This is a genomic window from Pseudozobellia thermophila, assembly GCF_900141855.1.
Lineage (GTDB): Bacteria > Bacteroidota > Bacteroidia > Flavobacteriales > Flavobacteriaceae > Pseudozobellia > Pseudozobellia thermophila.
Map to the genome: position 1 here is coordinate 251,391 of NZ_FQYU01000006.1, position 24,478 is coordinate 275,868.

Sequence of the window (24,478 nt, forward strand, 5' to 3'; positions counted from 1 at the left end):
ATGAGAAAATTAATTGCCTTTTTTGTATTCGTGTTGATATTTCAAATCACGAATGCCCAATCCAAAAAATACGACATTGTAATATATGGAGGAACCTCGGCAGGTGTGGCAGCAGCCATTCAAGCCAGTAGAATGGACAAATCTGTCGTCTTGATAGAACCCACAAATAGAATAGGTGGATTGACCACAGGAGGTCTGGGTCAGACGGATATCGGTAATAAACAAGCCATTGGAGGAATTTCCAGGGAGTTCTATGAAAATATTAAACGCTATTATGACAATCCTGAAAATTGGAAATGGGAAAATCGATCGGACTATATGGACGGGGGCCAAACACGGACCGAAAAGGGGGAAGAGGCTATGTGGACGTTCGAGCCTTCCGCGGCACTATCGGTCTATCATGAAATGATCGGAAAAGAAAAAATAAAACTGGTTTATAAGGAGCGTTTGAACAGAAGGGACGGAGTGGAAAAAAAAGAGGGTAAGATTGTGTCCATTACTATGGAAAGTGGAAAAAAATATAAAGGTAAGGTGTTTCTCGATGCCACCTATGAAGGAGACCTAATGGCGGCAGCAGGGGTCTCCTATGCCATAGGACGCGAGAGCAATGATGAATATGGTGAAACCTTGAATGGGGTGCAGGCCAACAATATTAATTTGTCCTTGACCGGATTGGTCTCCAAGAATGCCCATAACCACAACTTTGTCCAAGGGGTTGATCCCTATATCATAAAAGGTAATCCCGATAGTGGACTTCTGCCCAATGTAAACGAAAAACCTGGACTCGAGGGGGCTGGAGACGATAAGATACAGGCCTATTGTTTTAGAATGTGCTTGACCGATCATCCAGAAAATCGAATCCCGTTTAAAAAGCCTTCTGGTTATAACGAACTTGATTATGAGCTTCTGTTTAGAAATTACGAGGCACGTAAGGGAGAAATACGGGATATGTATAGCTATGGTAATTCCCTGTTGCCGTGGATCAATTCAAGAATGCCAAATAGAAAAACCGATACAAATAATAAATTCGGGTTTTCCACTGATTACATCGGAAAAAACTATGACTATCCAGAAGCCTCATATGAGGAACGCGATAGGATCATAGAAGAGCATAGGAACTACCAAATGGGCTTAATGTGGACATTGGCCAACCACCCAAGGATTCCAAAGGAGGTGCGTGAAGAGGCCTCAAGATGGGGGACGACAAAGGATGAGTTTGAACGGGAGGATGGCTGGCAACAACAGTTGTATATACGGGAAGCTCGACGTATGGTCAGCGATTATGTGATGACCCAGCATAATTGCGAGGGTTTAAAGGTAGCTGAGGATGCGATTGGCTTGGCGGCCTACGGAATGGATTCCCATAATGTTCAGCGTTATGTCGATGCCAACGGATTTGTACAGAATGAAGGTAATGTTGAAGCCCATGGATTTAAACCCTACCCTATAAGTTACAAATCCTTGGTCCCTAAAGAAAAAGAATGTGAAAATTTGATCGTACCTGTTTGCGTGAGCGCAACGCACATTGCCTTCGGGTCGATACGGATGGAACCAGTATTTATGGTTTTGGGCCAGTCTGCCGCAACGGCGGCCTCTTTGGCAATTGATAAAGGTTTGTCGGTTCAAGATGTGCCTTATGCCACTTTGCGAACAATCTTGGAGCAAGACGGTCAGCGATTGGATCCTTAGTGATGATATGTTTGATATATGCGAAAATGGATAGTTCGATAAAATCAATATATAAAACGGGACGCTTGGTCTTAAAAGCATTGTCGTTTTGTATAATGTACTTTTGTGCATCGTCTTGCAAACAAAGGGAAAGCCCAAGCACAAAAAATGAATTACCCAATATAGTAATCATTTTGGCCGATGATCTTGGGTACGGTGATTTAGGGGTGTACAATAAAAACTCCTTGGTTCCGACCCCGAATTTGGACAGGTTGGCTTCAGAAGGTATTAGGCTAACAGATGCCTATTGTCCCGTTTCGGTTTGTTCGCCGTCAAGATTTGCCCTTATAACAGGAACCTATCCCTTTAGAAGCTGGAAAAAATCAGGGGTTATGGCCAACTATGAACCCTCAATGATCGGGCCCGATCGATTGACTATAATGCAAATGCTCAAAAATAATGGGTACGCGACAGGAGGTTTTGGAAAATGGCACCTAGGGGCAACCTTTCCAACTTTAGATGGGAAAAAACCAGCGGGCTATGGTAAGTTTAAGGCAGATAACAATGGGGCCAATATTGATTTGACCAAGCTGATAAGCGATGGTCCCGTTGATTATGGGTTTGAACGTTGGCTTGGGTTTAGTTGTGCGAGCGAATGTTGGGTTTTAGGGAATAAAGAGGTAATCGGGTTTTTGGAGCACGATTATTACAATGTGGATTCCGCAACGAACAAGGAGCATTTAAAACAGTTTCCCAGAGAACGGTACCTTTCCTTTCTTACGGATAGAAGCACTCGGTTTGTCGAAGAGCATACTGAAAAAAACGACGGTAATCCATTTTTTCTATACTATGCTCCCTACGTGCCACATATTCCACTGGCCGTAGGTGATAGTTTTATCGGAGCCACCGATGCGGGGCTTTATGGGGATTATGTCCACGAATTGGATTTTTATATAGGAAAACTGCTGAAGAAGCTAGATAGCTTGAAGTTGACGGATAACACGCTGGTGATTTTTGCCAGTGATAATGGTTCTACTTTTACGACAACAAGTCGTAATGCCGATTTCTCGCAGGTTAGTAACACTCTTAGTGAGATGAAAGTAAAAGTGGCAGATGAATTGGTGCATAGGCCCAACGGGGTATTTAGAGGGACCAAACAAAGTATTTGGGAAGGAGGGGTTAGAACACCTTTTATTGCAAGGTGGCCGGGACATATTCCCCAAGGTGCCGTTTCCCAGCAATTATTTGCCTTAAATGATGTGATGGCAACCCTTGCTGCCATATTGGATTATGATTTATCCGCGGGGGAAGGAGTTGATAGCTATAACCTCTTGCCCGTTTTAAAAGGAAACGACAAGGAAGTCAGGCCCTCTGTCATTGTCCAATCATCAAGGGGAAGGATGGGATTGAGAAAAGGCCATTGGAAGTATATAGCTCCCGATGACCAGCATACAGAAGGTGAGTTGTACAACCTTTACGCAGATACCCTCGAAATGGTTAATGAATACAAAGCACATCCCGAACTGGTAAGGGAGATGCAAGAAGAGATGGCCCGAATAATCAGGGAAGCGAAAAATGGGCCCTCCCTATAATCAGTACAAACGAAAACAACAAAACCGATTCGATAAACCTAAACCACAAACAGATGAAAAACTGGAAACAAAGAACAACTGCCTTGTTACTTGCCATGGCCGCGGCCATCTTGGCTATCAACTGCAAGGAGAAACCCGAAGCCCAAGACGATGCCATTTACGCCGATATCGTAATTTACGGCGGTACTTCCGCGGCCATAACCGCTGCCGTCGAGGCCAAGCGCTCAGGCAAATCGGTCGTGGTCGTATCGCCCGACATCCACCTGGGCGGTTTGACCTCGGGGGGACTCGGCTGGACGGATACGGGTGATAAAAGTGTCATTGGAGGACTGGCGCGTGAGTTTTACCAACGTGTATACAACCATTACAATACCGATGAGGCCTGGCGATGGCAGCCGCACAGTGAGTATGGCAATACGGGGCAGGGTACGCCGGCAATGGACGGGGAGAACCGTACCATGTGGATCTTTGAGCCCCACGTGGCCGAAAAGGTTTTTGAAAGCTTTGTACAGGATGAAAACATACGGGTAGACCGCGACGAGTGGCTCGACCGCGAAAACGGGGTGGTTTTAAAGGAAGGCAAAATTATTTCGATCACCACCCTGTCCGGTAAAACCTATAAGGGAAAGGTGTTTCTCGATGCTACCTACGAAGGCGATCTGATGGCGGCTGCAGGTGTTAGCTATCACGTGGGCCGTGAGGGCCGCGATGTATACGGTGAGGAGTGGAACGGTGTTCAGACCGGTGTTTTGCACCACAAGCATTGGTTCGCATCCGATATTTCGCCCTATGTGGTGCCTGGGGATCCTTCTAGTGGATTACTGCCTCGGGTTTCCGGCGAACATCCCGGAGAAAAATATAGCGGAGACAATAAAATTCAGGCTTACTGTTTTCGTACCTGTATGACGAATCACGAACCCAATCGGGTACCTTTCCCGAAACCAGAGGGTTACGACCCCATGCAATACGAACTGTTGGCCCGTGTTTTTGAATCGGGATGGAAGGAGTGGTTCGGGAAATTTGATGCCATTCCCAATTATAAGACCGATACCAACAACCACGGTCCGTTCAGTAGTGATAACATCGGTATGAATTACGACTACCCCGAGGCCTCGTATGAACGAAGAAGGGAGATTATCAAAGAACACGAACAATATCAAAAAGGACTCCTGTGGTTTGTGGCCAACGACCCTAGGGTGCCCGAGGACATTCAAACGGAAATGCAGAAGTGGGGTTTGGCAAAGGATGAGTTTGTCGATAACGGCAACTGGCCGCATCAAATTTATGTTCGTGAAGCACGCCGGATGATAGGCGAATTCGTCATGACCGAAAACGAACTGTTAAAACGCAGGCCTACGCCCAAGTCCGTAGGCATGGGCTCTTACACCATGGATTCCCATAACGTACAGCGCTACGTTAAGGAAGATGGCTTCGTGCAGAACGAGGGCGATATCGGGGTCGGTACCAACGGTCCGTATGCCATAAGCTATGGTTCTTTGGTGCCCAAGAAGAAAGAATGTGCTAACTTGTTGGTTCCGGTTTGTGTCTCCTCGAGCCATATTGCTTTTGGATCGATCCGAATGGAGCCCGTGTTCATGATTTTGGGACAGTCGGCCGCCGCTGCCGCGGCAATGGCCATCGACGGGGAGGTTCCCGTTCAGGAAGTAAATTACAATAGCCTGAAAAAAGTGCTCTTGGACAGGGGGCAGGTGCTTGAAAAACAATAGAAAATGATATCGTTTGTAATTTCCATTGGGGTTTTGGTGCTGGGGTATTTTACGTACGGCAAGTTTGTGGAAACCATTTTTGCCCCTGATCCGAAACGAGAAACCCCGGCCCTGAGATTGAACGATGAGGTAGATTTTATCCCTCTGCCCACCTGGAGGATATTCTTGATCCAATTTCTCAATATAGCGGGGCTAGGGCCAATTTTTGGTGCCATTGCCGGCGCCATGTATGGTCCTTCGGCGTTCCTGTGGATCGTACTCGGGAGCATTTTTGCAGGGGCGGTACACGATTATTTTTCGGGTATGTTGTCGGTCCGTCACGACGGCCTGAGCATAAGTGAGATCGTGGGCATTTACCTAGGACCCAAAATGAAACACCTCATGCGCTACTTTACGATAGTGTTGCTGATTTTTGTAGGAACGGTATTTCTTATGGGCCCGGCAAAGATTATAGATGGCATGACCAATGGCTATTGGAACATTTGGGTCTGGGTAGCCATTATTCTGGCCTATTATATTTTATCTACCCTACTGCCCATAGACAAATTGATAAGCAAGCTCTATCCACTTTTCGGAATCGCCATGATCCTCATGTCATTGGGATTGTTCGGTGCCCTGATGTTCGGGGATTATCACATTCCCGAAATCGTACCGGCCAATCTGGTGAATATGACCGCCGACCCCGAAGAAACCCCCTTGTTCCCTATTTTGTTCGTAACCATTGCCTGTGGGGCCATTTCGGGTTTTCACGCTACCCAGTCCCCATTGATGGCACGGTGTATGAAAAACGAAAAATTAGGAAGGAAGATATTCTACGGCACCATGGTAACCGAAGGCGTTGTAGCCCTTATTTGGGCGGCGGTGGCCATGGTCTTTTTCGGCAACGTGAACGGCCTAAATGAAATGATGGCGGCCCATGGCAACAATGCCGCTTGGGCGGCGAACGAAATATCGGTAAATATGTTGGGCCAGGTCGGCGGACTGTTGGCCCTGCTCGGTATTGTGGCCGCCCCGATAACCTCGGGCGACACGGCTTTTCGGTCGGCGCGTTTGATCTTGTCCGATATTTTTAAATCGAACCAAAGGAAAATTAGGAACAGGTTGCTCATCAGTGTGCCTTTGTTCGTTGTTGCCTTTGTACTCACCTTGGTTGACTTTGGCATTATATGGCGTTATTTCGCCTGGAGCAACCAAACCTTGGCCACCGTTGTACTTTGGACGATAACGGCATATCTTATGGATGCCAAAAAGGCTTATTGGGTTACCTTGCTGCCGGCCATCTTTATGAGTATGGTATGTAGTACCTACATTTTGATCGCTCCGGAGGGCTTTCAACTCGACAATACCTTGGCCTATATTGGCGGGGGATTCATTACCCTGTTCATAACCGGTCTGTTCCTGTGGTACAAGCTCGGCCCAAGCTACCGAACCGGTAAAGTGCTTGCGGAAAAAGGATGATAAATAGTAATGTTGGAAGGTTTTATGGGGCCGTTGAATCGAAATAATACAGTTGCCGCTTGGCTATGCTTCCTTTTTATGGGGATGGTCTTTGCCCAAGTTCCGAAGAAGTCCGGGCAAGGGGGAATGCCCAATGTCATTGTGTTTATTGCCGATGATATAAGCTGGAACGATTTTGGCTGCTATGGAAACCCGTTTGTCGAAACGCCCCATATCGATAGCTTGGCGGCCCATGGCCTTAGGTTCAACAATGCCGTTCTAACGACCAGTTCGTGCAGTCCGAGTCGAATAAGTATTTTGACGGGTAGGTATCCCCACAATACGGGAGCGGCGGAGCTGCATACCGAGCCCAAGGTGGCATTTGGGTCCATAGCTTCCGAACTGAAAAAAAAAGGCTATTATACCGGTCAGGCGGGAAAATGGCATATGGGCACCTTGCTGCGTCAGGGCTTCGACAAGATACACGATAGCCGTGCCGAGAACGGTGACGGGGGCGAGGAAATGTGGGTGCCCTCGATTCTGGAAAGGGATAGGGGCAAACCCTTTTTCTTCTGGTTTGCCGCCTATGACGCCCATAGGCCTTGGGGCGTTAACCGGTTTTCGGGTACCCACCGCCCCGAAGATGTGGTCGTTCCACCTACCTTGGTCGACGATGGGCCTACACGAGGCGATCTGGCCAAGTACTACGATGAAATCAAGCGCTTCGATACCCATATCGGGAAGGTTATAACAACCCTAAAAAAGGAAGGCGTCTATGAAAACACCCTGTTGGTGGTCATGGCCGATAATGGCCGCCCCTTTCCCCGTGACAAGACCCGATTGTACGATTCGGGCATACGAACGCCCTTTATTGTTCATTGGCCGGGCCGTATGGCTACCGGTACGAGCCAAAGTTTGATCAGTAGTGTCGATTTGGCCCCTACGATTTTGGACGTTTGCGACGCGGCCATCCCCGAAAGCTTTCAGGGCAGGAGCTTTAAGGAACTCTTATTTCGGCCCCATACCAATTTTAGGCGCTATGCTTTTGCCGAACACAATTGGCACGACCATGAGGCGCATGAGCGTATGGTCAGGACTACGGATTTTGTCTACATACTTAATTCCAGGCCCGAGCTTCCGAACCAGGGTCCGGCAGATGCCTTGGACAGTCCTGCTTTTAAGTCCCTTCAGGCAAAAAACGACAAAGGTGGGTTGACCAAGGCCCAGTACGATGTGTTCTTGGCACCGCGACCCAAGGAAGAGCTGTTTTATATAAAGGGCGATGTCCTTCAAGTGCAGAACTTGATCGGGAATGAGGAGTTTGGGCAGGTGCGCGGGAAATTGAGAAAAGTACTCGCCGACTGGATGCGGGAGACCCGTGACAACATACCCGATGGCCTGACGAAAGACTGGTACACCAGGGACGGGGGTAAAAAAATTGACGGGAACTTTCAAATACGAGGGGAAATGCCAGGGGCTTCCACCGGGGCTGAAAAAGTAAATGTGATCAGCGGTTTTTAGAGGCGACCCGGCAAGGCGGGGCTAAAACAGGCCTTCGTCCTTTTCCCACTGCCTTACCGAACGCCCGTCGCCCAAAAAGGAAGTATCAAGCCATTGCTGTAAAAATGCTGCTGAAATGGCCTTGGCCCCGTCCCGGCAAATTTTGTAATAGGGTACGTTGGGCAATAGGTCGTTGTTAACAAGCTGCCTGCCGTTATATACCTCAGGGGCGACCAAGGTATAGGCTTCGATGGATTTGGCCTCGGGCCGGTCGAAGGGGAAGCATTCGATTCGCACCAGCGAATACCCGATTTCCCTGGCCGTAAAATTCGCGTAGTCCGATTTTTGGACCCTTCGAAGCACGCCGTTGGCCCGGTCGTGGTCAAGGCCCGTGTATTGTACATTGAACGCCCCGAAATAGGGTTCGCCTCGGTCGGGGTCGTGGTATATGGGGCGGCTTCGGACATTCTCGTCGGGGTCGTAATTCAAAATCCGTTTTACCCCGATGGCCGTAACGGGTACAAGCTGTAAGGACCCCTTGATGTCTTTTTGGGACGAAAACTGATTGATCAAGCTGCCATATCCGAACAGGTTGAACTCGTCTTTGCTTCGCAAAAAATCTTTCCAAGGGTATAAATAGGTGTCTTTCATAGGGGGTGACTGTGATATTTTTTTAGTTGGTTGTACCGGATCTTGGTGAGCTCGTAGCTGAGCCAGGCATTTTTATCGACCGACCGGTGTACTTCCTCCGCTTCTAAGAGGTAGTTGTTCGATTCGTCCTTCAGGCCGTCTTCAAACTTCATGAGCCCCAATAGACATAGGGCCCGGTAATACCTCATGTAACGGGTAAAGTCGTGGTCTTCGCAAAGGCTTAAGGTGGTATGGCAAAATTCGGTTGCATCCTTTGGCCGATTGTACTTGTAATATAGGTCTGCCAATTCTATCGAGGCCAGTGCGGCGGACTCCCAATACTTTATCTTGGTCAGTTCGGCATAGCTGTCGAGCAACAAGGCTTCGGCCGTTTGAAAATGGGCGATCGTCTTGGGTTTTCGGGCATAAATTCGGCCCTTGTTTATCTTGTTGATCTGAAACCAACTGTAAGGTCCCTTCAGTTTTAGGGCATCGTGGGTTTCATTGGTATATTTAAGGCTCTCTTCCAAATCGGCCATATCGCTGTAGAGCAATCCGAGATTGGTTTTAAAACCTAGGATCCAACGGTCCTCGCCTATGCCCGTGTAATTGACTATGGCCTGTTTCAGGTGCTTTTCGGCCTTGTCGAATTTCCCCCTCCTCCAATAAAACAAAGCCGTGTAGTTACAGGCCCTTGCCTGTTGCAGGGGATAGCCTGTCATAAGCGTTTTTGACTGTTCGAAATGTTCGGCCGCCAAATCGAAATTGCCCTTTCTTTCCTGGGCCCGGGCCATTTCCAGAATCACAAAGGCATAGTTGAGCATTCCGATTTTCTCGATCTCTTCCGGGGAAAAGGCCATGGTTTTTTCGATAATCGATTCGCCTATGTCAAATTCGGCCAATTCGCCCGACAGGTTGGCCCCTATGCGGTAGATTTCCCCCGTTGTTTTATCAATGCTTGTTTGTTCGGCGAGTATCTGTAAGGCCTCCCTGATGGGGGCCGGACTCAGGTCCCTGCTTTTGCTGCTTTTTAAAAGCCGGGCCTTTGACATCAATAGCCTGGCCCGTGGTTTTCCCGATTTGAAATGATCGAGAAGCCCGTCGTATAATTTTTCTGAAATAACGTATGGACCTACCTCGTTCAAAATTTTCTCCAAGAGAACCAAGAGGTCTAGGGCCAGGTCTTGGTTGGCGTTGTCCGTACACCATTTGATCATGCCCTCGATGTCCAACGCATCGTTTTTGAGGGCAGAAATGCTTCTGTTGTCCAAATCGGTATTGTCCTTGTCAAAGAGCCAAGAGTGTATTTTTTGTAGCAGGGTGTGGTAATTATGGCATATTTCCAATAGGTAGGTCTTGTCGTAAGCTATGCCCTTCGACTTCATGTCCCATTCAACGTTCTCTTTGAAAAGCACATAAATTTCATACCGCTCCTCTTCCCCATCGGGGTCGATCGTTTCCCGAAGCAAGCTTTGGTTATAGAACTTTTTGACGGTCTCGGTGGTTTCGAGGTAGTCGTTGAATTGGGGCCAGTGGGGAATATTTCTGAGATAGAATCCATTCTTAAAAAAACTGAGATGGTAGAAGAACAATTTTTCTTCCTCGCCGAGGGTGTCATAATTCCACTTGAAGGCGGTATACATATTGAGGTGCCTTTCCGAAAGTTCGCCGTAAAGGGGTATTATCTCCTTTTGCAACAATTTGGTGAACTGGCCTTGAATGGTCTTTAGCTCGTACTCGACACTTTTGCAGGCCAATAGTCGAATGCCCAAGGGGTTGTTCGAAACTTGGTTGCACAGGTCGGCAATTATCCCGATTTGTTCCAAGGTAAAGGACTTTCGGGCCTTTTTCCTGAATTTGTCCACATAGTCGTTATGCAGTCTGCAAAACAGTTTTATGGCGCCGTAGTTCGATGTCAGGTCCTTTTCGGAACGGCCATCGATCGACCTGACGTTGCTTAGCCCCTCTAGCTCATAGATGACCTGTACAAAATTGATTTTCACCTGGCTTGTAATGATAACCTTGATGTTCGGGTTGGTGAGAAAGGGTTCGATCAACTCTTTGTAAATTTTTACGTGCAGGCCGTAATTCAGTTTCACATGGTCGTAGTGGTCGAAGAAAAAGATGGTCGGGGACTGGAAATTTTTTGCGATAAAAAAGTAATCCTCCTTACGGTCGTTGTTGAGGCAGCGATTGAGTATGCCCTGGGCGTGTGCGAACATATCTTCGATTTCGCCGTTTTGGAGCGATTCGAAGTCGACTTCGATAACCAGTTGAAACCTGTCTTTTAACCGTACCGTGCACACCTCTTGCACCAATCGGGTTTTTCCGATGCCCGAAGGCCCCGTCACATTGATCAATTGGTTGTTTTCTATGATTTCACCCAAATTGCTAAGGTTGTCGTTATCGTCTACATATTTGCCCTTGGGGTTTTCCTTGGTCATTAGGTTTCCGGGGTAGAGCTGGGGTTTGTTCAATACCGTTTGCCCCGTTGGTTTCTTCCAGAACCTGAGCCGTTGAAAAATCTTTTGCGAATTGTCTACTGCATCGCCGAGTTGGCTAAAGGTTTCCACATACCATTTGAACACCGTGGCGAGCACGATGAGAATGGAAAGAACGAGGCCGATACCGGGCCATAACTGTTCATAGATCGTGTCTAGGTCTTGAACCGGTAAAAGAAGGTAAGTTTGAAATAGGGTCCCGTTTGGCATCTTACGAAGATTTGCAATTTAGTGGTTTAGATCGGTCTACGGGGGAAGGCAAACAATTCTATGGGTAAAAATTAGAGGAATAAATGCTTTGAAACAAGCAATGGGGGGAATACTTTTTTCCGGTAAAGAGACTATGGGAACAAGCACTGGGGCAATCTTTTAAATTTTAGGTGTCTTCTCTTGATAACTTATGGCTTTACAAGGCTATTTCGGCACGTGGGAAAATGGAATAAAGCAGCACAAGGGCTAGGGCAGCACAGTACAGGATGCTTTTCTGGGCAAAACGTTATATCCTTGATTAGACTTATTTTATTTTTCAGTTTGTTAACTGGGTATATTCTCTATGCAACCTTGTCTAAAAAGTAGGGTATGGCCATTAAAATAGGTATAAGGTAATTCCAAACACAGGTAAGCAATTTTCAAACAAATGTCCAAGCGTGTCGAAATCGGCTTTGCGGAAGTACGGAACGGAAATCATTTGGCCTTTAAAAGGTTGTTCGATTCGACGTACAAAGAGCTTGTGGTCTATGCCCATGGTTACCTTTACGAGAAATCGGCAAGCGAGGATGTGGTGCAGGAGGTTTTTATACGCCTTTGGGAAAGGTCCCGTTCCCTGGATGTGCAGACCGATATACGGGCCTACCTCTTTGCCATGGTACGCAATGCCTGTTTGAACCATCTCAAGAAATACAAGATCAGCGATCGGGCCAAAGTACTGGAAGACCCTGGGGCCCTGATGGCGTATTATGAACCCGAGCAGTTCGGGGAGGAGCAAAAACAACCGCTCTACGGACAAGTACTTCAGGTAATGGACAAGTTGCCCCGAAAAATGAGGGCCATCGTAGAGTTGCGGTTTTTGGGACACTACCGTTATCAAGAGATTGCCGACGAACTCGACGTTTCGGTAAATACGGTTAAAACACAACTTCAAAGGGCCAAGACCAAGTTCGCCGAGCTCATGTTGACGCTTGTTCTTCTTTTTTGGACTTAACGCAAAAGCCTTTAAAATGGCATACTCTCATTTTTTTATTAAGAATTTTGTGATTTTAATAAAATTTTGTCACCCATTTTGACTAAGTGCTTGTCTTAATGGTAAAAGCCGGTGTTGCGCCCTCATGGAATTTAAGCTTATCATTAAGAAAATCGAGAATGCCCTAAGTGAATCGGAAGCGGAGATTTTCGATAGGTGGTATGCAGAATCGCCCGAGCATAGGGACTATTTTCACCGGGTGCAACAGGCGTATCGGGATGGCCCGAAAAAAATAGAAAACGACAAGGCCTGGGCCAAGGTTTTTTCTAAAATCAAGGATAGAAGAAGAAAAAAAAGTTATCTCAAGTATGCTGCGGGCATTACCCTATTACTTGCCCTAGCTTCCTTCTGGGCCACAAGGAAATCGACCCAAAAGACGATGGCCCCGGTACCGTCGGTGGTGTCTGTGCCGGAAGGGGATAGGATCGAGGCGGGTAGCGATAGGGCCGTACTTACCTTGGAAGACGGAACCCAAGTGGTTCTTGACAAGGGACGTCGATTCAAGAAGGGAAATGTTTCGAGCAATGGAGAGGAATTGGTCTACGCCAATGACGGTGCCCAGGGTGGGAAGACCGTTGCGCAAAATATCTTGGATATCCCCCGGGGAGGCCAATTCCATATGGTATTGTCCGACGGGACAAAGGTTTGGGTAAACGCAAAGACCAAGTTGAAATACCCTGTGGCCTTTGCCCCGGGCGAGACTAGAAAGGTAGAATTGGTATATGGGGAGGCCTATTTCGAGGTCTCGCCAAGTACGGCCCACGGGGGGTCCCGATTTATCGTGATGACGGGCGAACACGAGGTGGAGGTGCTGGGCACCCAGTTCAATATCAAGGCCTATGGGGAAGAACCGCAGATTTCGACAACTTTGGTCGAGGGCAAGGTAAAGGTAGGAAACGGAACTACAAAGCGGGACTTGTCGCCCGGATATCAGTCCAGGTTCGAAAGGGACACCGAAGAGCTCGCGGTCGTTGAAGTCGATGTATACGACGAGATATCGTGGAAGAACGGTTTTTTCAGTTTTAAGGACAAGCCCTTGGAGGATATCATGGAGGTGCTTTCGCGTTGGTACGACTTTGACGTGCGCTTTGAAGAAGAGGGACTAAGAAAACTGACCTTTAACGGGGTTTTTAGGCGGGCCGAGGACATCGAGGATATTTTAAACATCATACGACAAACCAATGAAGTAGATTATGAAATCGACCAAAAGACCATCACCATAAAGTAATTACAAAAAAAAGGGAACGGAGTCTAGATCTGACAAATTTAAACCTCCATCCCCATGTATATCGATTAATAAATTAACCAACATTCAAATTTATGAAAACTAAACCACTTGGGGGCATTCTTCGCCTTTTAAGAAAGTCCCTATTACTGACTATGAGGATCTTCATCTTGTTCTTTACGATTCTATCGTTCGGATTTGGGTCGGAAAAGGGCTTTTCCCAGAATGAAAAGGTCAGTTTCGACACCGATACCTCCTTATCGGTCGAAGAAATCCTGGAGGTAATTAAAAAGCAGACCGATTACAACTTCATCTATCGGTCGGATCTCTTTGCGAACAGCCCCAAAATTAAGGTCGATAAGGGAAAAATACGGATCGGAGCGCTCTTGGACAAATGTGCCGAGCTGACCGACATTGAATTTCAGTTTGCCGGCAACAAGTCCATATTGCTAAAAAAGCGCCCAAAGGAACGGGAGAGGAAGGAAGTCCGGTTTACGGTTTCGGGGACGGTTTCGGATACCGAGGGCATTCCCTTGCCCGGGGCCAATATCGTCGAGAAGGGTACGACCAATGGGGTCACTGCCGATTTCGACGGGAACTTCACGATAGAGGTAACCGACGAAAACGCCGTATTGGAGGTTTCCTATATAGGTTATGCCAGTAAGGAAATCCCGGTAAACGGCCAGGCCCGTCTTCAAATCGTACTGGAGGAGAGTGCGGCCGGTTTGGACGAGGTTGTTGTGGTGGGATATGGCGTGCAGAAAAAATCGGATATTACAGGTGCCGTTTCCAATATTTCAGAAGAGAAATTACAGAGTAGGCCTACCGCAAATTTTTCCGATGCATTACAAGGGAGGAGTAGTGGTGTTCAAATACGGCAATCCGGAGGTGATTTGGATGGAAAATTTCAAATAGCCATACGCGGTGTTGGTTCGGTTACGGGAAGCAACGACCCGTTGATAGTGGTTGACGGTGTGCCTTTGATAAGTGCGAGTTTTTCTACCATAAACCCTAAGGATATTGCATCGATAGATATTTTAAAGGATGCTTCCGCTACGGCTATCTATGGGGCCAGGGCGGCCAACGGGGTTGTGATTATTACCACCAAGAAAGGAGAAGTAGGTAAGCCACAACTAACCTATAGTTCGGATTTAAGTGTCGAACATATTTCAGAGCGGTACGATGTGATGAGCACCGAAGAACAAAGGTTACTTTTTGTAGAGGCCTTTAAGAATTCGAATAGAAGTACAGCGGTTTATGATGATCCGACAAACCCTATCTGGCAGGTTGATACCGACTGGCAAGATTTGGGTACACGTACGGGAGTTCGCCAAATACATAACATTAACTACTCCGGAGGCACGGAAAATACACAGTATTCGGCGTCGGCCTCCTACCAGAATAGGACGGGAACTCTTTTGAATACTGATCTTAAGACGTATTCGATACGTACCAATCTAAGTACCCGGGTAAACGATTGGCTTAAAATCAGTACCAATATTACGGGTAGCTACCAACCTGAGAACTATGCGAATGGAGATGATTGGGGATCAACAGGTTATCGGGCATTTGCTTACCAGCACAGTTACACTAGACCTTATGATGAGGATGGTGAATTGACCAATGTTAATACGGCCTCAGCTCCTTATTTCGGGGCCAACCAAAACCCATTGGTGCCATTGCTTCTGCCAACTAGGGAACGAAACACTACCCGGTTACTAGGCAACTTTCAAGCCAATATAAAACTTGTCGATGGTCTATTCCTCAATACCAACTTTGGTGGTGATTTGGTTCGAATAGAGGAGTATGGTTACAACCCTATCTATGAAATAGGACGAATGATAAATAACCAGGGCTCCGTAACGGTTAGCAATAACAACGATACCAATTGGGTGGCCGATGCTACCTTGGACTATACAAAGGAATTCGGCAAGCAAAGTGTAAAGTTTTTGATAGGGGTCTCGGCCCAACAATTTTTATTGCGCCGAACTACTGCCTCAGGTACGGGTACTGTCGATAATTCATTGAACCAATTGTCGAACCAGACCAGTTTTAATAGTACGGGGAGTAATGTACAAGGTGGTTTGGCATCTTCCTTTGCGAGATTAAACTATGGGTATGACAACAAGTACCTTTTGACGGCAACCATTAGAAGGGACGGTTCCTCCCGTTTTGGACCGGATAAAAGATACGGAACGTTTCCTTCGGCATCGGTTGCCTGGCGGATTTCCCAGGAAAACTTTTTAAAGAACAGCACCACGTTGAACGATTTAAAATTCAGGATCAGTTATGGTTTGACCGGAAATCAAAATATTGGAAATTTTGAGTTCATAACGAAGGCGGCACCTACTCCGTATGTTTATGGAAACACGGTCGTTGTGGGCAACTCTGCTTCTAATATAGGTAACCCTTCGTTGCAATGGGAGGCAAACAAGCAATTGGATATAGGTTTGGATTTTGCCCTGTTTAAGAGCCGGATTAGCGGTACTATCGATTATTACGACAAGAAATCGGAAGACTTATTGATTCAGAACCCCATACCCTTAACGGCAGGAGTTCCCAATGCGCCGATTGTCAATATAGGGTCGGTACAGAACCAGGGAGTCGAATTTGCAATTTCTTCAAGAAACCTGGTGGGGGAATTTAAGTGGACCACGGATTTTAATATAGCCTATAACAAAAATGAAGTACTCGATATAGGGACAAATTCTGCGGGCGAGCCGCTAGAGATTCCCGGACAGAATATTCCGCTTTCAAACCTTCCTTCCAATTTAACGGTTGCAGGACGCCCGGTCGGGGCCTTTTACATGTATGTCTATGATGGTGTATGGCAACTTGGGGAAGAAGCCGAAGCTGCAACATGGTTTAACGCCGTTCCAGGCGACCCCAGATATAAGGATTTGAATGGTAACGGCGTGTTGGACGCGGGTGATAGGACTTTTGTCGGTAATCCTCACCCAAAACTTATTGGAGGGCTCGATAATACCTTTTCCTATAAAAACCTGTCGTTATCTATTTTTATGAACTTTGCCACAGGTAACAAACTATATAATACGGCTCGAAACCTGTTTTCAAGAGGGGTGCCTTTTGTGCAGAATTTTAAGGAAGCTTCCGATTTTTGGACACCGGACAACCCATCCGAAGTACCACGGCCGTCACAAGGGGGAACCACTACCACGCTGGCCACCTTGGTTTCTACCCGATTCTTGGAAGATGCGAGTTTTTTGAGGGTTAAGAACATTGCACTCTCTTATGATTTGCCGAGCAAAATTTTTGCGGATTCTTTTATAAAAAGTACGCAATTCACCTTTTCGGGAACCAATCTTTTGACTTTTACAAAATATACCGGTCTAGACCCAGAAGCCTCAAGTAGGGAAAGCCTACTCTCTGCAGGTATCGATTATACCCCTTATCCAAACACGAGGCAATATAATTTAGGGGTGAAAATTAGTTTTTAAAAAAAAGGATAAGATGAAAAATTACATAAAATATATCGGACTATTTATACTAGGTTTCACCAGCTTCGGTTGCAGTGATATTTTAGATCCAGAACCCGAAGGTCAAGTAGCATTGGAAGAACTTCTGGCCACAGAGGAAGGGCTTATTACAGGTGTTAATGGCGTTTACGAGCCGCTACAACCCATTTTTCAAAATGCCATGATTCAATTGGCCGGTCGTTCAAGTGATGATGGTTGGACGTGGCGAAAGGAAACGGAATCGGATATTTTCAATATTGACGAATCTTTTGGACTGATTCAGACAACCTGGGAGGATCACTATCAGGGTATTACCAGGGCAAATACGGTTTTGGACAGAATGACATTGATAGAGGAGTTTTCCAGCGAAGAAATGAAAATGTTGATTGAAGGCCAATGTAAGTTTATGCGCGCCTTTTACTACTTTAATTTGGTAAGGCTCTATGGAGGTGTTCCCTTAATTCTCGATGAGATTAAAACTCCATCGGATGCGGAATTGCCAAGGGCTTCGATCGAAGAGGTCTACGCACAAATAAAATTGGACCTGAATGAGGCCGTTCCCTTATTGCCTCCATCTTATGAAGGGGGTAGTGGAAAGGAAGTAGGTAGGGCTACCAAATATGCGGCCATGGCCTTGCTCGCAAAGGTGAATTTGGAATTGGAGGAATGGGACGAAGCCGTTGCCAATACCGAAGGCATTATTGGTAAAGGCAGTTTGCTCGAAAACTACGCCGATAATTTTAATGGATCAAGTGAAAATGGCCCGGGTTCTATTTTTGAGGTGCAGTATGGGGGTGAAACAGGTGCAACTACTACTACCCTTCGAAATACCTTTGCTCCCGAGGCCATGCAGGGAGGCGCCGCTACCTTGCCCACCGATGACCGGCTGAATGGTGAGGGAGGCAGTCTTTCTTCGGGCAATGGAATTGTACAGGAATACGAGGAAGGCGATAAAAGGCGTGATGTGACTTTGGCCGATTATGGCCTGGATAACTTCTTGTTTCCCGACCAACCAAAAGGAAGCCTCCTTTTTGTGAATAAATATCTTAACGAAGTAGACCAACCACCAAGCCAAAGTACATGGAACTACCCTGTTATTAGATATGCGGATGTGTTGTTGATGCGTGCGGAGGCCCTGAACGAAATAGGGTATATAGCCGATGGTGAGGCTTTCGATTTGTTAAATGAGGTTCGCGTCAATGCAGGCCTTGAGGCCCATAATGCCTCTACTCTAAGTTCTCAAGAAGAATTTAGAGCGGCCTTGAGAAAAGAACGAAGGGTGGAGTTGGCTTTTGAGACCAAACGTTATTTCGATCTGAACAGATGGGGTATTCTGGAGGAGCGCATTCAGTTTCAGATGGATATTAAAGGGGAATTGAATTTTCCTTCTGACCGGTTGATTTCCCATCCCGTTACGGGAAAATCCTATTACCTGTATCCCATCCCCCTCGTGGAATTCTCGAACAATGCCAATATTCAAGAACAAAATCCAGGCTATTAGATCTTCGGCGTTCTGTTTAAATAGATTTTTATGGTAAATAAATTAGCCCATCCTATTTTAAAAAAGGTGTCGATCGCATTATGCTTGTCTTTTTTCTTGTCATCCTGTAACTCAAAGACTTCGGGAAAAGAAAAGGATTCAGTTCGGACAATGGACCCTCCCAATATCGTCTATATTCTTGCCGATGACATGGGATATGGAGATTTGTCATCGCTTAATTCCAAATCGGGCATTAGAACCCCGAATATGGATAAGATTGTGGAACAGGGCATATATTTTACGGACGCACATTCCAACTCTGCAGTCTGTACGCCCACAAGGTATGGGGTCTTAACGGGTAGGTATGCATGGCGAAGCCGTTTAAAGGAAGGGGTTCTATGGGGATATGACCCGCCCCTTATTGAAGAAAATCGTACAACGGTAGCTTCATTTTTGAGAGGTAACGGTTATCGAACAGCCTGTATTGGAAAATGGCATTTGGGCCTCGGTTGGCATCCTAAAAACCCTGATAAACCAATTGCGAAATATGAATGGGACCGGGTTTTTGAAGAAGGGGCCGACAGTAACGTCGATTTTAGTAAACGGGTAAGCGGACCTAACACGCTTGGGTTTGATTATTCATATATCATTCCCGCTTCATTGGATATGACGCCTTATCTATATCTCGAGAATGAGAGAGCCACCGAGTTGCCGACGGCCTATACCCCGGGGAAAAGTCAGGAGAAAGACGGTAGGGGCGTTTTTTGGCGGGCAGGGGAGGTTGCCCCCAATTTTGATTTTTACAATGTGCTCGGTCATCTAACGAAAAAGGCTACTGGCTTCATCAAGAAACAGGAGCCAGCAGAAAAGCCGTTTTTTCTCTATTTCCCCTTAACGGCGCCCCATACCCCATGGTTGCCTACAGAAGATGTAAACGGAAAATCAAAGGCGGGGCGGTATGGCGATTTTGTTACTTTGGTCGATCGTACGGTAGGTGAGGTTCTTAAGGCTTTGGAAGAATCGGGGCAGGCCGACAACACCCTGATTATAGTGACTTCCGATAATGGGTCAAATTGGACGAAGGAGGACAAGGAAAAATATGCACACCGTGCCAACTACATCTATCGTGGGCAAAAAGCCGATATCTATGAAGGGGGGCACCGTATCCCTTTTATTGCGCGCTGGCCTGGAAAAATAGAACCAGGGAGCGTCTCCGACCAAGTGATGTGCACTACAGATTTGCTCGCTACCTTAGCTGGCATTATAGGGAAAGATTTGTCTAAAGGGGCCGGAGAGGATAGCTATAATATGCTCCCCGCATTTACCGGGAAGGCAAAAAATCAGATTCGGGATTATACCGTACACCATTCCTTAAACGGTTTTTTTGCCATACGGAAAGGCCCATGGAAACTTACCACATCCCTTGGGTCGGGAGGTTTTACCAAACCTGATTTGATCGAGCCCGAAGAAGGACAGCCGGGTGCAACTTTGTATAATTTGGAAGAAGATCCAAAGGAAACAAATAATCGTTATGAAGAACATCCTGAGGTGGTGAGAGAGCTTTTGGCTCTCCTAGAGGGGGCCAAAAGATAATTGTATAGATGTCCAGGTCATTTCAACAAATTCTTAGGTGTCTAAATTAAATTCATTCCATGAAAATAATACTTGAACGCTCTATAATTTTTTTGCTGGTTCTATTCATGGCTGCCTGCAAAAACAAGAAGGAAGTTCGCGACGGGGTTGGGATCGAGGCGAAACGGCCAAACATTGTTATTATTTATGCCGATGATATGGGATATGGCGACCTTAATTGTCAAAATCCGACTTCAAAGATACCCACTCCGAATCTGGATCGTTTGGCATCGGAAGGCATGCGTTTTACCGATGCCCATAGTTCTTCGGGGATTTGCTCCCCAAGTCGTTATGCATTATTGACCGGCACGTACCATTGGAGACGACAACATGGTATTGTGCAATCATTCGGAGAGCCATTCTTTGATGATAATGATTTTACCCTACCGCAAATGTTACAAAGGTCTGGTTATACCACGGCATGTATAGGGAAGTGGCATTTAGGATGGGATTGGGAGTTCAAGAACGAACCTTCAGGAGAAAAAATGCAACGTGGAAAGAAAATAAAATTCTACCAATCACAAGATATTGATTGGAGTAGACCAATTGTAGGTGGGCCCTTGGCCCGTGGATTTGATTATTATTTTGGGGATGGAACAATAAATTTTCCACCTTACGTGTGGGTGGAGAACGACAGGGTGTTAAAGGTTCCAACGGTGAACCAAAATATTCAAAGCAGTGGACATGAGACAAAAGAAGGGAACTGGGAATTCCGTCCTGGTCCTATGGTTGAGGGGTGGAACCCTTATGAAGTTCTTCCCACACTTACAAAAAAGGTTGTCGAATATATAAATAATCAATCAGGGGCTACCCCTTTTTTCCTATACTTTGCCTTGCCTTCGCCCCATGCACCTATCATTCCGAATGAGGAGTTTGTCGGTAAATCGGAAGCTGGCGGCTATGGCGATTATATGGTGCAGACCGATTGGGTTGCGGGACAAGTGTTAAAAGCTTTGAAAGCACGAGGTTTGGATGAAAACACCTTGGTTATATTTAGTTCTGACAATGGTCCGGAGAAATATGCTTTCGCAAGAGCCGAAAAATATAACCACTATAGCATGGGGAATTTCCGGGGATTGAAGCGGGATGTTTGGGAAGGAGGTCATCATATACCCTTCATTGTAAAATGGCCGGGAAAAATTGAGGCAGGTGCGGTTTCCGACGAACTAATTTCCCAAGTTGATATTATGGCCACATTGGCCGCAATTACAAAAAGTGAATTACCCCAAGAAGCGGCCCCCGATAGTTATAACCTATTGCCGGTTTTCCTTGGGGAAAGATATAACTCTCCCCTTAGGGAAGCAATGGTGCACAATACCTATGAAAATATTTGGGCTTTACGTAAAGATAATTGGCTTTACATCGATGGTCCATCCGGAGAACACACCAAGATGCCTGACGGATTCAAAAAATTAAGAAACTATGAAAATTTCAAAACTGAGGGGTTGTTGTTTGATGTAAAATCAGACCCGGAACAACGTATGAATTTGTTTGCTAGATATCCTGAAAAAATTGAGGTTATGCGTCAATTATTGGGTGAATATAGGGGGAAAGGCTATTCGATAGACCGTTCCAATCGGCCTATAAAATGATAATTTCGTTGAGTTATTAGTTAGTCGAAAAGGGGTAATAGTTGCTATTGCCCCTTTTTATCAATACCATCTTTTAACGTATTCTTTTTTTCGCTTCCCTTTTGGTTTTGCAGGTAATTGGTGGGTCGATTTTTTCTCGTACGGACCCCAGGGGTGTTGTTGAGGGCCAAAGGTTTGGCATGGGACGCTATCGTTTTTCTAAGCAAGTCCACGACCTTTGCGCTGGGCATTGAAAAGTTTCGGGGCATACACAGGGACTTCATCCGTTACTTGTCCATTATTATTCAAATTAGGGTTATCGAAAAGTGCGTTCGGGCACTGAAAAGCAACGGGAAATTTAAATTGCAAAGTCATTGAATTGCGTATTTTCTGGGTTGATGCCACGTATTTGTTCTACCTGTCCTTCAATTGTTCGGAAGGGTCAACCCATAAGCCTTCCCTTTCGACGATAATTTCTTGGGGAATCTGCATTTATTGATATTTTTGTATTTCAGTGTTTTAATAAACCTTCTTTTTTTGTAGGTAAAAAACCATAGGGAATATTAAACTTTCTTTACGTATGAAGGTACCCCCGATCTTTTCTATCATATTCATCGGTTGCTTCCTGCTTGTCGGCAATTCTACCATCATGGCCCAAACTCCATTGGCGGTGGCGTGCAATGACAACAGTACCGTGAGCCTGTTTTTCCCGGCTAAGGTGGTTAAAATCGTTGACCCGGCAGTAAACTTCAAATTTACCTATGACGAAAGTGCCAATTTAGGAACGCTGCAGGGGAGAAGGGGAAGAAATAGCAACCTCACCGTAATAACCGAAAATGGCCATATCTTTTCTTTTAACTTGATTTATTCGGAGAATGTGGAGAAGTTCAATTATATCCTTTTACCGGGACAAGCGGTAGGAAAATTGGACCAAGGGCCTGTAAGTCCAAAAGAAAAGGTTCCGGAAACCGCTACAAATTTTCAGGACACGGTTTCGGTCGATGGGAAATTTGGGCCGCCAAGGGGGCAAGAAGTTCTCGAAGTGCCCGAAGATGTGGTGGTTGAAGAAAAAACTCCTACTTTTTCAGATAAAAATGGAATAGATCAAGAAAATAGCCCTAAACTTGAATCGATGGAATTTTCGGATGATGGGGAGGCAGGGGTTGAACAAGATTTATATGACGTTGACAGGGAAGAATACTATCGGATTTTTTGTGAAAACAATTACTTGCAAAAAACGGTTTTTAAAAGAAGTTTCAGGCAAAACAAAAGAATTGTCTTAAAATTGAACAATATTCTGGTAGACAGGGAAGAAATTTACTTTGTGCTGCAGATTGAAAATAACTCTAGGCGTGAATATCATATAGACGGGGTTAGTTTCTTTAAAAAGACGGGTGTTGGGCAATTGCAAAAAATCATGAAGCCCAAATATACCTTTAACCTACAGGAATCCCTTGATCCGGCAAGTGTCAATGAGATCGTATATGTGTTCGAAAAATTTAAATTAAGTAGCAAGGAGTTAATTTATGTTGCCTTGGCAGAAAAAGATACTGACAACATGGTCATACTTCCGTTAGATAATAAACAAGTAAATTTTCCTTCCAATTGAATATTAGAGAAATATCTTTCGTCATACTTCTTTGCATCCCCGTTTTTATGATTGGGCAAAGTTATACCAATACTTTCTCGGTCTCTGGCGGCATTTTTGGTGACGGCTACGGAGGGGAAGTGACCTTTAACTCCAACCTTAGTGAAGATACTTTTACGCAATTGGCTTTAAATGTGTCGATTGCGAACTACGAATTGGGTATAAAGTCCATTCCTTATTCGAGTTTTACGGCAAGTTATTCCTATTTCGTAACGGTTTATAGTAGAAATAGGAAAATGCAGGCACTTTCCTTGGGAGGTGGAGCCTTGGCAGGATATGAAATGGTAAATAACGGAGAGTTGGAGGTATCGAACATCGTTTCGGTCAACGGGAAAAGTAAGATTATTTATGGAGCTGTTCTAACGGGAGATCTTGATATTATTGTAAGTGAGCATATATCCTTGGTCATTCGTACCTCGGAGTTTTATCATGTCAATAGTGATTTTGGCAAATTCACCAATTATACGGGGCTTGGATTTAGATATTATTTTAATAAATAACCCCCCCCCCCTTGAAAAAAAAATACCACAAACTATTTTATTCTCTGGTTTTTGTCGCCGTCATGTTTGCCTGCACCAAGGACGTTGGGCTTTTGACCGAGGTTGAGTTCGTACTGTCGGGCGAGAACACGGAGGCGGGTCATGTGGGCGAATCGCTGCCCACGACCTTGGCCGTGGTGCCCGAGGAGGTGATGGATGACTATACCTATACCTTCAGCTATTCTGTGGAATCGGGCGCGGGCCATTTCGAGGACGGCCAGGGGGAGGTGCTTGAGTCGGGGAAGCCCTATGCCCTTGACGGGCTTGTCAAGGGACTGGTCTATATCGGGTCCGAGGAGGGGGACCATAGGGTACGCTTCGTGGCCGAGGACCCCTACGGTTTCACCGAGGAGCTCGAACTGGGCTATGAGTTGACCGAGGTCCCGGCGACATGGACGGCCACCGTTTCTGGGACCGAGGTGCTTGTCGGCACGGGCACGGGCGTTACGGTGACCTTGGCTGCCGGCACGGCCGATACGACCTACGAGCGGAGCTACCGTATAGCCGAAGGCTCGGGCGGGCTGACCGAGGTTGACGGCGGCGGGGTGGAGCTCGACGGTTACGTGGATATCGTACCTGGCAGCTACCAATATGTCTTTACGGGGGATACGC

16 protein-coding genes and 1 pseudogene are annotated in these 24,478 nt (G+C 46.1%); 14 read left to right on the top strand and 3 right to left on the bottom strand.

Going from position 1 to position 24,478, the window contains the following annotated elements:
* The 5 genes from BUB37_RS15500 to BUB37_RS15520 all read left to right on the top strand — a co-directional run bounded on the left by BUB37_RS15500 (position 1) and on the right by BUB37_RS15520 (position 7,945).
* On the top strand, positions 1-1,689 hold the full coding sequence (locus BUB37_RS15500; RefSeq protein WP_072994731.1) for an FAD-dependent oxidoreductase: 1,689 nt from the start codon (positions 1-3) through the stop codon (positions 1,687-1,689).
* Positions 1,690-1,784: 95 nt separating this feature from the next.
* Positions 1,785-3,260, top strand: coding sequence for a sulfatase family protein (locus tag BUB37_RS15505; protein WP_244526856.1), 1,476 nt, complete (start codon positions 1,785-1,787; stop codon positions 3,258-3,260).
* Positions 3,261-3,313: 53 nt separating this feature from the next.
* On the top strand, positions 3,314-4,987 hold the full coding sequence (locus BUB37_RS15510) for an FAD-dependent oxidoreductase (protein ID WP_072994732.1): 1,674 nt from the start codon (positions 3,314-3,316) through the stop codon (positions 4,985-4,987).
* 3 nt (positions 4,988-4,990) lie between these two features.
* Positions 4,991-6,445, top strand: coding sequence for a carbon starvation CstA family protein (locus BUB37_RS15515; RefSeq protein ID WP_072994733.1), 1,455 nt, complete (start codon positions 4,991-4,993; stop codon positions 6,443-6,445).
* A 78-nt stretch (positions 6,446-6,523) separates the two neighbouring features.
* The gene (locus BUB37_RS15520; RefSeq protein ID WP_212635310.1) at positions 6,524-7,945 is read left to right on the top strand and encodes a sulfatase family protein; all 1,422 of its coding nucleotides are present in this window, start codon (positions 6,524-6,526) and stop codon (positions 7,943-7,945) included.
* A gap of 21 nt (positions 7,946-7,966) precedes the next feature.
* On the opposite strand, the gene BUB37_RS15525 is transcribed toward BUB37_RS15520, so the two are convergent.
* A complete protein-coding gene (locus BUB37_RS15525) occupies positions 7,967-8,575 on the bottom strand; it encodes a hypothetical protein (protein ID WP_072994734.1) in 609 nt (202 codons plus the stop codon).
* Entirely contained in the window at positions 8,572-11,265 is a 2,694-nt protein-coding gene (locus tag BUB37_RS15530; RefSeq protein WP_072994735.1) for a tetratricopeptide repeat protein, read from the bottom strand. Before BUB37_RS15530 ends, BUB37_RS15525 begins: the two co-directional genes overlap by 4 nt.
* A 427-nt stretch (positions 11,266-11,692) precedes the next feature.
* Here BUB37_RS15530 and BUB37_RS15535 point away from each other — a divergent pair, with 427 nt between their 5' ends.
* The 6 genes from BUB37_RS15535 to BUB37_RS15560 all read left to right on the top strand — a co-directional run bounded on the left by BUB37_RS15535 (position 11,693) and on the right by BUB37_RS15560 (position 21,700).
* Complete coding sequence (locus BUB37_RS15535; RefSeq protein ID WP_072994736.1) at positions 11,693-12,256, top strand: RNA polymerase sigma factor; 564 nt, start codon at positions 11,693-11,695, stop codon at positions 12,254-12,256.
* Positions 12,257-12,380: 124 nt separating this feature from the next.
* On the top strand, positions 12,381-13,523 hold the full coding sequence (locus tag BUB37_RS15540; protein ID WP_072994737.1) for a FecR family protein: 1,143 nt from the start codon (positions 12,381-12,383) through the stop codon (positions 13,521-13,523).
* 92 nt (positions 13,524-13,615) lie between these two features.
* Positions 13,616-16,978, top strand: a complete 3,363-nt coding sequence (locus tag BUB37_RS15545) for a SusC/RagA family TonB-linked outer membrane protein (RefSeq protein WP_094766755.1) — start codon at positions 13,616-13,618, stop codon at positions 16,976-16,978.
* Between the two features lie 13 nt (positions 16,979-16,991).
* The gene (locus tag BUB37_RS15550) at positions 16,992-18,497 is read left to right on the top strand and encodes a RagB/SusD family nutrient uptake outer membrane protein (protein WP_072994739.1); all 1,506 of its coding nucleotides are present in this window, start codon (positions 16,992-16,994) and stop codon (positions 18,495-18,497) included.
* A 30-nt stretch (positions 18,498-18,527) separates the two neighbouring features.
* A complete protein-coding gene (locus BUB37_RS15555; RefSeq protein WP_072994740.1) occupies positions 18,528-20,069 on the top strand; it encodes a sulfatase family protein in 1,542 nt (513 codons plus the stop codon).
* 59 nt (positions 20,070-20,128) lie between these two features.
* The gene (locus BUB37_RS15560; protein WP_072994741.1) at positions 20,129-21,700 is read left to right on the top strand and encodes a sulfatase family protein; all 1,572 of its coding nucleotides are present in this window, start codon (positions 20,129-20,131) and stop codon (positions 21,698-21,700) included.
* Positions 21,701-21,744: 44 nt separating this feature from the next.
* Here the strand turns inward: BUB37_RS15560 and BUB37_RS21805 are convergent, their stop codons facing one another.
* The gene (locus tag BUB37_RS21805; RefSeq protein ID WP_072994742.1) at positions 21,745-21,930 is read right to left on the bottom strand and encodes a hypothetical protein; all 186 of its coding nucleotides are present in this window, start codon (positions 21,928-21,930) and stop codon (positions 21,745-21,747) included.
* Positions 21,931-22,259: 329 nt separating this feature from the next.
* Here BUB37_RS21805 and BUB37_RS15570 point away from each other — a divergent pair, with 329 nt between their 5' ends.
* From BUB37_RS15570 to BUB37_RS15580, 3 genes and pseudogenes are all read left to right on the top strand, one after another.
* The gene (locus BUB37_RS15570) at positions 22,260-23,288 is read left to right on the top strand and encodes a DUF4138 domain-containing protein (protein ID WP_072994743.1); all 1,029 of its coding nucleotides are present in this window, start codon (positions 22,260-22,262) and stop codon (positions 23,286-23,288) included.
* Between the two features lie 47 nt (positions 23,289-23,335).
* Positions 23,336-23,827 (top strand): conjugal transfer protein TraO, encoded by a 492-nt coding sequence (locus BUB37_RS15575; protein WP_072994744.1) that lies wholly within the window; start codon positions 23,336-23,338, stop codon positions 23,825-23,827.
* A gap of 11 nt (positions 23,828-23,838) precedes the next feature.
* Positions 23,839-24,478 (top strand): annotated as a pseudogene (locus tag BUB37_RS15580) (hypothetical protein); the annotation flags it as partial.

What these genes read in the sequence shown, in the direction of transcription:
- BUB37_RS15550 (WP_072994739.1), top strand. Translation starts at nt 16,992, where the DNA reads ATGAAAAATTACATAAAATATATCGGACTATTTATACTAGGTTTCACC.
- BUB37_RS15515 (WP_072994733.1), top strand. Translation starts at nt 4,991, where the DNA reads ATGATATCGTTTGTAATTTCCATTGGGGTTTTGGTGCTGGGGTATTTT.
- BUB37_RS15535 (WP_072994736.1), top strand. Translation starts at nt 11,693, where the DNA reads ATGTCCAAGCGTGTCGAAATCGGCTTTGCGGAAGTACGGAACGGAAAT.
- BUB37_RS15560 (WP_072994741.1), top strand. Translation starts at nt 20,129, where the DNA reads ATGAAAATAATACTTGAACGCTCTATAATTTTTTTGCTGGTTCTATTC.
- BUB37_RS15545 (WP_094766755.1), top strand. Translation starts at nt 13,616, where the DNA reads ATGAAAACTAAACCACTTGGGGGCATTCTTCGCCTTTTAAGAAAGTCC.
- BUB37_RS15520 (WP_212635310.1), top strand. Translation starts at nt 6,524, where the DNA reads ATGGGGATGGTCTTTGCCCAAGTTCCGAAGAAGTCCGGGCAAGGGGGA.
- BUB37_RS15555 (WP_072994740.1), top strand. Translation starts at nt 18,528, where the DNA reads ATGGTAAATAAATTAGCCCATCCTATTTTAAAAAAGGTGTCGATCGCA.
- BUB37_RS15575 (WP_072994744.1), top strand. Translation starts at nt 23,336, where the DNA reads ATGATTGGGCAAAGTTATACCAATACTTTCTCGGTCTCTGGCGGCATT.
- BUB37_RS15530 (WP_072994735.1), bottom strand. Translation starts at nt 11,265, where the DNA reads ATGCCAAACGGGACCCTATTTCAAACTTACCTTCTTTTACCGGTTCAA.
- BUB37_RS15510 (WP_072994732.1), top strand. Translation starts at nt 3,314, where the DNA reads ATGAAAAACTGGAAACAAAGAACAACTGCCTTGTTACTTGCCATGGCC.
- BUB37_RS15500 (WP_072994731.1), top strand. Translation starts at nt 1, where the DNA reads ATGAGAAAATTAATTGCCTTTTTTGTATTCGTGTTGATATTTCAAATC.
- BUB37_RS21805 (WP_072994742.1), bottom strand. Translation starts at nt 21,930, where the DNA reads ATGCCCAGCGCAAAGGTCGTGGACTTGCTTAGAAAAACGATAGCGTCC.
- BUB37_RS15540 (WP_072994737.1), top strand. Translation starts at nt 12,381, where the DNA reads ATGGAATTTAAGCTTATCATTAAGAAAATCGAGAATGCCCTAAGTGAA.
- BUB37_RS15505 (WP_244526856.1), top strand. Translation starts at nt 1,785, where the DNA reads ATGTACTTTTGTGCATCGTCTTGCAAACAAAGGGAAAGCCCAAGCACA.
- BUB37_RS15525 (WP_072994734.1), bottom strand. Translation starts at nt 8,575, where the DNA reads ATGAAAGACACCTATTTATACCCTTGGAAAGATTTTTTGCGAAGCAAA.
- BUB37_RS15570 (WP_072994743.1), top strand. Translation starts at nt 22,260, where the DNA reads ATGAAGGTACCCCCGATCTTTTCTATCATATTCATCGGTTGCTTCCTG.